We start from the raw sequence: 9,554 nt of genomic DNA on the forward strand, positions 1-9,554 counted from the left end.
TATTCACGACATGGAATTTAGCCCTGCTGAAAACGACATGGTTTCCATGAATGCTCAGGTACGGCTGTACAACCCCAATAAAAATAAAATTACCCTAACGGCCCTCAACCTGATCCTTGAGCTGGACCAATCTCAAGTGGGCCAAATCGACAAGGAATATGACCTCCCAATGCCTCCTGAAGGCGAATTCGATATCCCCATTGAAGTGATGGTACCCACAAAAACCATTCAGGATAAAGTATTCAAAGGTGCTTTACTTAACTTTATGGGAGGCAAACCTATCGTAGGAAGGTTTACGGGCTACGCCAAAGTAAAAACAATGGGGGTACCGATTAAAGTTCCTATAATGATTGAGAAAGAAATAGATTTATTGAATCTTTAAAAAACAAAAGGGGCTGTTGCATCATTGAGCATTTCGTAATTCATCACCTAATTTTATTTTGGAGTTTGTTTTCATCGGGTAGAAGCCCGAACTGTTTGAAAATGTCCGCATGGTACATCAGCATCAAAAGGACTTTTTTTAACAGACGTGGTAATTCTCTCACGGAAAACAGCACATCCATAAATCGGTGTCCTGACTTAAGAAAAGAGTTGTGCGGCAGCCCCTCTTTTTATTACCTATTGAGAAAAAAAGCATGATTAGCAGGGAAGAATTGCTAAAAAATTACACCGAGGACAGCCTCATACAGCACATACAACTTTACCTCAAAGAAAATGACCGCGCGAATATTGAACTGAAAGGGCTTGTCGGAAGTACAGACGCCCTGGTTAGTGCTGCGGTAAGTCAGTTATCTGGAGCACCGCAGTTGTTTATTCTACACGATCGGGAAGAGGCTGCCTATTTTCAGAACGATCTCCAAAGCATCCTTCCTGCTTCACAGGACATCATGTTGTTTCCTGCCTCCTTCAAAAAGCCGTACCATTCCGAAAATACCGAGAATGCCAACATTTTATTGCGTGCAGAAACCCTCAATAAGATTAATGATCAGCAGGCCAAACAACCCATTATTGTAACCTACCCTGAAGCACTTACTGAAAAAGTGATCAGCAAAGAAAGCCTGGAAGATCATACCTTTCGGTGCAACATTGGCGAAGAGGTGGACGTGGCAACGCTCCGATCGCTGTTGCTTGAATTTGGCTTTGAAATTACCGATTTTGTTTACGAAGCGGGGCAGTTTGCAATCCGTGGGGGAATCATTGATGTTTTCTCCTTTGGGAATGAATTGCCTTACCGCCTGGAACTTTTTGGAGATGAAATCGACAGCATTCGGACCTTCAACCCAGAAACACAGCTTTCGGTAGACAAGGTAGCGTCCGTCAGCTTGATCCCAAATATCAAAAGTAATATTGAGGAAACAGAACAATGGATTTCCTTACTTTCCTTTTTGCCTCCCGAAACCCTGCTTTGGATCAAAGATTTTGAACTGCTCGAAAATACCCTCGATAATATTTATGCACAGGCTCAGGAAATCTATCAGGAAAAAACCGCCGCTGCAGGGGGCACCTCAATACTCACTCCTCCGGAGCAACTGTTCTTGAATTTCACGCAATTTCAAAAAGAGTTTACCAACTTTTCAGCCATTGAATTCGGCAACCGGTTCAGTCAGTTGGCAGAAAAATCATTCCCTTTTGAAATCAAGCCACAGCCACACTTCAACAAAGATTTTAACCTGCTTGTCGAAGATCTTTCCAAGCATCACGAACAACACCTCGACTGTGTGTTGGTTGCCGATGTACCCAAACAGATGGATCGGCTGATCAGCATTCTTGAAGAACTCGCTCCTGCTTTGCCCATTAAGGCTTCTCCGATTGCTTTACGTGCAGGTTTCATCGATACACACCGAAACTTGCTTTGCTATACCGATCATCAGATTTTCGAAAGGTTCCACCGATACAAGGTCAAGCAAGGGTTCTCTAAATCTAAAGCACTGACCCTCAAAGAACTTCGGAGCCTGAAAACCGGAGATTACGTAACGCATGTTGATTACGGCGTCGGGCGTTTTGCGGGTCTGGAAAAAGTAGAAGTCAAGGGCCGCTCTCAGGAATCCGTTCGATTGATCTACCGTGACAATGACATGCTTTTTGTGGGCATTCACTCCCTCCACAAAATTGCCAAATACACTGGAAAAGAAGGGACCGCCCCCCAAATGAGCAAATTGGGCTCGTCGGAATGGGAGAAGAAAAAAGCTCGGGTCAAGAAAAAGGTACAGGATATTGCCAAAGACCTGATCGCCCTATATGCCAAAAGAAAAGAAGTTGAAGGTTATGCCTTCGGCGAGGATTCTTTCATGCAGGCCGAACTCGAATCTTCCTTTATTTATGAAGACACCCCCGACCAGGCCAAAGCTACCGCCGATGTAAAAAAAGACATGGAGGCCGTTTACCCTATGGACAGGCTCGTTTGCGGTGATGTAGGCTTCGGTAAAACGGAGGTCGCGATCCGTGCCGCTTTCAAGGCTGTTGCCGATGGAAAGCAAGTCGCCGTATTGGTACCGACCACCATTTTGGCGATGCAGCACCACAAGACCTTCGTTGAGCGATTGGGTAACCTGCCCGTGCGGGTGGATTACATCAACAGGTTTCGTACCACTAAGCAGATCAAGGAAACACTTGCTGACCTTAAAGAGGGCAAGGTGGACATCCTTATCGGCACCCACCGCATCGTTAATAAAGATGTTGAATTTAAAGACATCGGCTTGCTGATTATTGACGAAGAGCAAAAATTTGGCGTGAAGGTCAAAGACAAGCTCAAACAGTTCCGTGTGAATGTTGATGTGCTGACCCTGACTGCCACACCTATTCCGAGAACTTTGCATTTCTCACTGATGGGCGCCCGGGACCTGAGTGTTATCGGAACACCTCCACCCAACCGTCAACCAGTAACCACAGAAATACATACCTTCAACGACCGCGTTATTCGTGATGCTGTAGATTTTGAATTGCGTCGTGGTGGCCAGGTATTCTTTGTTCATAATCGGGTGGGGGATATCGAGGCCATAGCGGGACTCATTCAAAGGCTTGTGCCAGACGCGCGCATCAGCATTGCTCACGGGCAAATGGAGGGGGTGAAACTCGAAAAAATCATGACCGCCTTTGTTGAAGGTGAAAAAGACGTCCTGATCTCTACCAACATCATTGAATCCGGCCTGGACATTCCCAACGCCAACACCATCATCATCAATCAAGCACACATGTTTGGCCTTTCTGACTTACACCAAATGCGGGGAAGGGTTGGCCGATCAAATAAAAAAGCGTTTTGTTTCTTACTTTCTCCGCCAACAAGTACACTAACCGCTGAGGCACGTAAGAGATTAAGCACTTTAGAAGAATTTACAGACTTAGGCGATGGGTTTAAAGTTGCTATGCGTGATTTGGATATTCGTGGTGCGGGGAACCTGCTCGGGGCCGAACAAAGTGGTTTCATCACCGATCTCGGCTTTGAGCTTTATCATAAAATTCTCGACGAGGCAGTGAATGAGCTTAAGCAAGCACCCGAATATAAAGGGCTCTTTGCCGACCAGCCCACACAGGCCCAAAAGCCCGCGAAAGAGTGCATCCTTGAAACTGATCTTGAGATCATTATTCCTGAGCAATATATTGCCAATACAGCCGAAAGACTCAATATTTACAGTCAGCTGGACAAGCTGCCTTCGGAACAACTTTCGGAATATGTAACTAACCTCACTGACCGTTTTGGACCACTTCCCGATGCCGTGGCATCATTGATCCAAGCGGTAAAACTCCGTGACCACGCACAATCATTGGGCTTTGAAAAACTGATCGTTAAAAATCATAAAATGAAAGCCTACCTCGTTGGACAGGAAAATCAGGAGTACTTCCAGTCAGAGCTCTTTGGGGCAATCTTGGCCTATGTTGGTCAGCACCCAAAACAATGTCAGATTAAAGAAATAAAAGAAAAATTATTGGTCAGCTTTGAACCTATTGAGAGCATAGAGGCTGCGTATAACACTATGAAAGCAATTTTTTGCCCCTAAAATTTAAATAACATATTAATATTATAACAGTTTCATTAATAATAAATTGATTATTGCTAACTTACGCCCCGATAGAAATATTATAAGTGGATAACTTACTTGGTTTGTTAACAAAATTCCTTATAATTATATTAGCAATCTATCATGCGAAGATCAAAAACAGGTTATGAAAAATTTTGTGTCAATCTTTAGTGGTGTGGCATGTGCAGTGGTACTCGCTTTTTTGTGTGTCAGCTGTAATACCAGCACTCAACCTACCGCTTCCAGTCCTGGAAGAATTTCCACAGCTACGGGCTTGGAATATAATGACGACGACGGTTTCAAAGTGAACGATTTCCGTGGTCAGCCAGATGGTCCAAACTTAGTCTTTATCGAAGGAGGCCGAACTGTACTGGGCTCTTTTGAGGAAGATGTAATGAACTCTCGGGACAACCTTGAGCGAACCGTTACTGTGGCTTCCTTTTATATGGATGAAACCGAGATCGCCAATATTCACTGGTTGGAATATACGCACTTTGTGAATCAGGATTCCTCTCAGGAATTTTATCGTTCTGCCTTACCGGATACTACCGTTTGGGCAAAGCGTTTAGCTTATAATGATTCTTATGTGAATCACTATTTCCGTTACCCTGGTTTCCGTTTCTTCCCTGTTGTGGGAATTAACTGGGAGCAAGCAATGGATTACTGTACTTGGAGAACGGCGATTGTCAATTACAAATTGGCAGAAGATGCTGGGGAAGACCTACCTGAAGGTGGTGGTCGTATTCCTTTGGAGTCGGGTGTTGTATTGCCTGATTACCGACTACCTACAGAAGCAGAGTGGGAATATGCCGCTCAAGCTTTGATTGGTACACAGTGGATGGATGAAAACAACACACACCGCCGTCAGTACCCTTGGGATGGTCACGCTGTTCGTAATCCTTACGGAAAACAAATGGGACAGATCTTGGCCAACTTCAAAAGAGGTCGTGGCGATTATGCAGGTATCGCGGGTAAGCTAAATGATGGCGCCATGATTACCGCTTCAATTTACGATTACCCACCGAATGATTTCGGTCTGTACAATATGGCAGGTAATGTTAACGAATGGGTATTGGATGTTTATCGTCCACTTTCTTACCAGGATATGGAAGATTTGAACCCTGTTCGTCGTGATGGATTCTTGGATGATGAGAAAAAATACGACTATGCTAATGCCAACTCTTTAATCTCTGACCATACCCGTGTATACAAGGGTGGTTCTTGGGCTGATGTTGCCTATTGGTTGAACCCTGGTACGCGCCGTTATTTAGAGCAAGATTCAGCAACTGCTACAATCGGTTTCCGTTGTGCAATGATCAGAGCTGGTTCTAACTACTAATTTCAGCAGATAAAAAAATACTTAGAGGTGCCTCGTGCACCTCTTTTTTTTGCCCTGAACTTTAAGCCATCGCCAATACGGCAACACTAATCTTAATTTCTGGATATGCTTCAATCAGCAAAATAATGATGGCCTCAAGCGTAGCTCCTGTGGTCAGCACATCATCCAGCAGTAGAACGGACTTTCCATTCAGATTCAGCTTTGGATTCACCTGAAAAACTGACCGAACATTCTTTCGGCGTTGTTCAATATTCTTTCGGGTCTGGGAAGTATTGTGCTTTACCTTTTTTACCACTTGTCCGTGAATAGGTATCGCCGTTACAGCCGAAACCCCCTGAGCAATAATTTCCGATTGATTATAGCCCCGTTGTTTTTTCTTTTTCCAATGAATGGGAACCGCTACAATATAATCCACCTTAAGTCCCCGGTCCTGAAACTGCCCTCCGAGTCGAGTACCCATCAGCCTACCTATTTCTGGGTACCCGTAATATTTCAAATGGTGAATCAGCTTTTGAACTTTGGCAGATTTTAGATAAGTATAAGCGATATCAAGAGACTGTACCTGAGGGTAGGCTCCAAAAATACGCGCACGCTCCGCCTCCAGGGGAACCATACTTTTTCCAAGGTCCATTTGGCAGTCAATACACACAAACATATTTTCATGAGGTATAAATCTGTCACAACACAGACAGTATCGAGGAAAAAAGAGCTGTATCAGTCCATTAAAGAGGTTCTTCATATCGTTTCTGCTTACCTTGAGCATTCACGAATTTAGCGCTTCCCCATAATAATATTAAGCGTATGGTGAGGGGAAACATTTCAGCAATCATCATCTTTTGCATTCTTTATATTCAATTTCTTACCTTTGCCAATCACAATCAAAATCCTATGAACGAAATAGAAAAATTCAACCAATATCGCGGCGAGATGAATGAAAAAATCTTGGGCGCAAATAATAAAATTATCAAGCGTATTTTTAATTTAGACACCAATACCTTCGCTGAAGGTGCGCTTGATGTAAAAACCAAAGAAATGATCGGCCTGGCATGCTCCATGGTGCTGCGCTGTGAAGACTGTATTAAATATCACCTTGAAACTGTTCACAAACTTGGCGTGAACAAAGAAGAGGTGTTTGAAATTTTTTCTATCGCCAACCTGATTGGTGGTACCATCGTGATCCCTGAACTGCGCCGTGCGGTAGAGTACTGGGAATTGCTTGAAAACCAAGACCAATGATAAAAAAAGACCTTGACCTTGCCCGTGCCTGGGCAAAACTCCTTTCTGAGTTGAAAAGCAGGCTTGATGTCCGCCCAAAAGACCTCAATGGAGTGCTGTTGCTTATTGGTGTACAGGAGCTTGGCAAAGGCTTTGCCCGATTTACCAAAGAAGAAAAGCAAGACCTGATGCACATTGCCATTTGTAAGGTGCTGAGCTTTTCGGACTATTACATTTTGGAAAGTATCGATCAGGATGGGTGGCCACATTGGAAAGTGAATAAACCTTTGCCACAATTTGACCTCCTTGAACAGGAAAAATTACTAAAAATGCACATCATTGAGTATTTTGAAAAAGAACTCGATTTTGACTTAAATCCTCCACAAATTTGATTAATTTCTGATGAAGATAATTTCATACAATATCAACGGTATCCGTGCTGCCATAAAGAAGGGCTTCAATGACTGGCTGGCTGACGAACTGCCTGATGTGCTTTGCCTGCAGGAGGTGAAAGCTGAACAGGAACAAGTTGATACCACACCCTGGTCAGCACTCGGATATGAGGTCTACTGGATGTCGGCACAGAAAAAAGGGTACAGTGGCGTGGCCATCCTTACAAAGGTAACCCCTAAGCATGTGGAGTATGGCTGTGGTATTGAAAAATATGACAATGAAGGCCGCGTTATTCGTGTAGATTTTGAGCACTGCTCGGTAATCAATACCTATATGCCTTCAGGTTCAAGTGGCGATCTTCGCCAGGCGTTCAAAATGGAATGGCTGGCTGACTTTCAGCAATACACTGATGAGCTCAAAAAAACGTTACCTCACCTGATTATTTGTGGGGATTACAATATCTGCCATACCTCAATAGATATTCATAACCCTGAAAAAAATAAAAAAACTTCTGGTTTCTTACCTGAAGAAAGAGAATGGGTGACTAAATTTATTGAAAGTGGTTTCGTTGATAGTTTCAGGGCTTTCCAACCTGAACCTCACCATTATTCGTGGTGGAGTTACAGAGCGGCTTCCCGAGAGAGAAACAAAGGTTGGCGAATTGATTATCTTATGGTTGCCACACCTTTGAAAGACCGAATGAAAGATGGCAAGATTCTACCAGAGGTGAAGCACTCAGATCATTGCCCTGTGTATTTAGAAATAGAATAAGAAAACTAACCCTACATCATGAATATTTGCAAGAGCATCATTTTACCGCTGTTGAGCCTTTTACTGCTGACTGCCTGTGGCATTGGGCAGGAAGGTCAAAATGACGAAATGAGCCACCACATAGAAGCGAAAGGTGGGCGAAATTACGGGGGGGTATTTCGTTTGAACGAAACCGAAAATATCAAAACCCTTTTTCCTCCTTCAATTACCGACGCCTATTCTTACCGTGTTGCAAATCCAATTTTTGAAGGGTTGTTTACTTTCGATCAAAGTGATATTTCCAATATTAAACCGCTGTTGGTTGATCACTATGAGTTGAGTGATGACCGTACCGTTTATACCTTCCACCTGAAGCAAGGGGTGTTTTTCCACGACGACCCTTGTTTTGGAGGTAAAGGCCGCGAACTCGTTGCTGAAGATGTTCGCTATTGCCTGACTCAGCTATGTACACAGAACCTGCAGAATAAAAACTTTGCCGCCTTTAAAGACATGATTCTCGGTGCCAAAGAATATTATGCCGCTTCTGCCAATGGTCAAAAACCAAACCAGCCACTCGAAGGGGTGAATGTATTGAACAAATATACCGTTCAGGTAACACTTCAAAAGCCAAATGCCCTGTTTATGGTGGCTTTGGCAAGGCCAGCCGCTTATATCTACCCACATGAAGCGGTTGAAAAATATGGCCTGGATGTACGCACTCACCCTGTGGGGACAGGCCCGTTTTTCCTGAGCAATATTGATGAAGACGTATCGGTCATTCTGAAAAAGAACCTTCATTATCATCGTAACGATCAGTTCGGTAACCCATTGCCTTTTCTCGATGCGCTCTCAATGTCTTTTATCAAAGACAAAAAAACAGAGTTACTGGAGTTTAAAAAAGGCAAACTCGATATGGTTTACCGACTGCCTACAGAATACATTATTGAGATCCTTGAAGAAGCAGCGCAAAAAGGGATGAATGTACCACAGGATTATGTTTTACAACGTGTACCTGAAATGATTTCCCAGTACCTGACTTTCAGAAATGATCAGGGTGTTTTCAAAGATATCAATGTTCGCAAAGCCATCAATTTTGCCATTGACCGCCACCGTATTTTAGATTTTGTACTTAATGGGGAAGGCTACGCACCTGCCGAGCACGGTGTAACTCCTCCAGTATTTAAAAACTACAAAATCAATAATATCAATGGTTTTACACTGAATTTGGATTCTGCACAATACTATTTGCAAAAGGCAGGTTACAATCGGAAAAACCCATTTCCAACCATTAAAATTATGCTGAATGCCGAAGGCGATCGGAATACTTTCGTGGCGCTGGAAATTCAAAAGGAGCTGAAAGATCATTTAAATATCAATCTCGAACTGCAAATTTTGCCTTTCTCCCAATTGTTGGAAAAAAGCTTCAGTGGGGATTTTAGTCTCGTTCGAACTGCCTGGTTGGCGGATTACCCGAGCCCAGAAAACTTCCTTTGGCAGTTTTATGGTGACCATGTCCCTGACAGTCCAAACGCACAGTCGGTCCCAAATATTGGCCGATTTAAAGATAAAAAATATGACGCTTTGTTCGATCAGGCCATTAATGCCAGCTCTATCGACGAAGCCAACAAATACTTTAAAAAAGCGGAGAACTACCTCATGACCCAAGCCCCGATTGTTCCCCTATGGTACGATGAAGGCTACCGACTGGTAAAAACCGAAGTCGAAAACTTCCCGAACAACCCCATGCAGTTTCGGGATTTTAGTGAAGTATATTTTAAACCACATACCGATCAACAGATTTCTGCCGTTCAGGAGCATTAATTGCTCCCTATTTTATGATT

At 43.4% G+C, this 9,554-nt stretch carries 8 protein-coding genes; 7 read left to right on the forward strand and 1 reads right to left on the reverse strand.

Annotated elements, in window-relative coordinates; all coding sequences use genetic code 11:
* Positions 1–10: 10 nt before the first annotated feature.
* From AABK40_RS13825 to gldJ, 3 genes are all read left to right on the forward strand, one after another.
* Positions 11–382: a hypothetical protein gene (locus AABK40_RS13825; RefSeq protein ID WP_332919410.1), complete on the forward strand. Its 372-nt coding sequence runs from the start codon at positions 11–13 to the stop codon at positions 380–382.
* Between the two features lie 253 nt (positions 383–635).
* Complete coding sequence (gene mfd, locus AABK40_RS13830) at positions 636–3,995, forward strand: transcription-repair coupling factor (protein ID WP_338397322.1); 3,360 nt, start codon at positions 636–638, stop codon at positions 3,993–3,995.
* 166 nt (positions 3,996–4,161) lie between these two features.
* On the forward strand, positions 4,162–5,355 hold the full coding sequence (gldJ, locus tag AABK40_RS13835) for a gliding motility lipoprotein GldJ (protein ID WP_332919408.1): 1,194 nt from the start codon (positions 4,162–4,164) through the stop codon (positions 5,353–5,355).
* Positions 5,356–5,416: 61 nt separating this feature from the next.
* On the opposite strand, the gene AABK40_RS13840 is transcribed toward gldJ, so the two are convergent.
* Complete coding sequence (locus AABK40_RS13840) at positions 5,417–6,010, reverse strand: ComF family protein (RefSeq protein ID WP_332919407.1); 594 nt, start codon at positions 6,008–6,010, stop codon at positions 5,417–5,419.
* 233 nt (positions 6,011–6,243) lie between these two features.
* Here AABK40_RS13840 and AABK40_RS13845 point away from each other — a divergent pair, with 233 nt between their 5' ends.
* From AABK40_RS13845 to AABK40_RS13860, 4 genes are read left to right on the forward strand one after another with little or no spacing between them, the layout of a single operon-like run.
* A complete protein-coding gene (locus AABK40_RS13845; RefSeq protein WP_332919406.1) occupies positions 6,244–6,591 on the forward strand; it encodes a carboxymuconolactone decarboxylase family protein in 348 nt (115 codons plus the stop codon).
* Positions 6,588–6,962 (forward strand): hypothetical protein, encoded by a 375-nt coding sequence (locus AABK40_RS13850; protein ID WP_332919405.1) that lies wholly within the window; start codon positions 6,588–6,590, stop codon positions 6,960–6,962. Before AABK40_RS13845 ends, AABK40_RS13850 begins: the two co-directional genes overlap by 4 nt.
* A gap of 10 nt (positions 6,963–6,972) precedes the next feature.
* Entirely contained in the window at positions 6,973–7,734 is a 762-nt protein-coding gene (locus AABK40_RS13855; protein ID WP_332919404.1) for an exodeoxyribonuclease III, read from the forward strand.
* 18 nt (positions 7,735–7,752) lie between these two features.
* A complete protein-coding gene (locus tag AABK40_RS13860) occupies positions 7,753–9,534 on the forward strand; it encodes an ABC transporter substrate-binding protein (protein WP_338397323.1) in 1,782 nt (593 codons plus the stop codon).
* Positions 9,535–9,554 lie beyond the last annotated feature (20 nt).

It is taken from the genome of Persicobacter psychrovividus, assembly GCF_036492425.1.
GTDB classification, from domain to species: domain Bacteria; phylum Bacteroidota; class Bacteroidia; order Cytophagales; family Cyclobacteriaceae; genus Persicobacter; species Persicobacter psychrovividus.

What these genes read in the sequence shown, in the direction of transcription:
- AABK40_RS13825 (WP_332919410.1), top strand. Translation starts at nt 11, where the DNA reads ATGGAATTTAGCCCTGCTGAAAACGACATGGTTTCCATGAATGCTCAG.
- mfd (WP_338397322.1), top strand. Translation starts at nt 636, where the DNA reads ATGATTAGCAGGGAAGAATTGCTAAAAAATTACACCGAGGACAGCCTC.
- gldJ (WP_332919408.1), top strand. Translation starts at nt 4,162, where the DNA reads ATGAAAAATTTTGTGTCAATCTTTAGTGGTGTGGCATGTGCAGTGGTA.
- AABK40_RS13840 (WP_332919407.1), bottom strand. Translation starts at nt 6,010, where the DNA reads ATGTTTGTGTGTATTGACTGCCAAATGGACCTTGGAAAAAGTATGGTT.
- AABK40_RS13845 (WP_332919406.1), top strand. Translation starts at nt 6,244, where the DNA reads ATGAACGAAATAGAAAAATTCAACCAATATCGCGGCGAGATGAATGAA.
- AABK40_RS13850 (WP_332919405.1), top strand. Translation starts at nt 6,588, where the DNA reads ATGATAAAAAAAGACCTTGACCTTGCCCGTGCCTGGGCAAAACTCCTT.
- AABK40_RS13855 (WP_332919404.1), top strand. Translation starts at nt 6,973, where the DNA reads ATGAAGATAATTTCATACAATATCAACGGTATCCGTGCTGCCATAAAG.
- AABK40_RS13860 (WP_338397323.1), top strand. Translation starts at nt 7,753, where the DNA reads ATGAATATTTGCAAGAGCATCATTTTACCGCTGTTGAGCCTTTTACTG.